Genomic DNA, 231 nt, shown 5'->3' on the forward strand with positions numbered 1-231 from the left:
TTGATGATGATTGCTGCGGTATTGGGTTATATCGTCAATTATTATACCGGTCAGAAGCTGGGCTTTAAATTTGCCCATCAGCATTCGCGTTGGCTGAAACCCGAATATATGATGAAGACCAATCAATATTTCTTAAAGCATGGTGGTAAAACCATTTTAGTGGCACGTTTTATTCCTTTTGTACGTTCTTTCGCGCCTTTTGCTGCGGGCGCAGGGCATATGAGCTTGGCG

At 43.3% G+C, this 231-nt stretch carries 1 protein-coding gene; it reads left to right on the forward strand.

From position 1 onward, the window contains the following. A partial coding sequence (locus tag RRF55_RS28170) for a VTT domain-containing protein (RefSeq protein ID WP_439419322.1) occupies positions 1-231 on the forward strand: 231 nt, incomplete at both ends.

Source organism: Klebsiella sp. K47, from assembly GCF_051858335.1.
Classification (GTDB): domain Bacteria; phylum Pseudomonadota; class Gammaproteobacteria; order Enterobacterales; family Enterobacteriaceae; genus Klebsiella; species Klebsiella pneumoniae.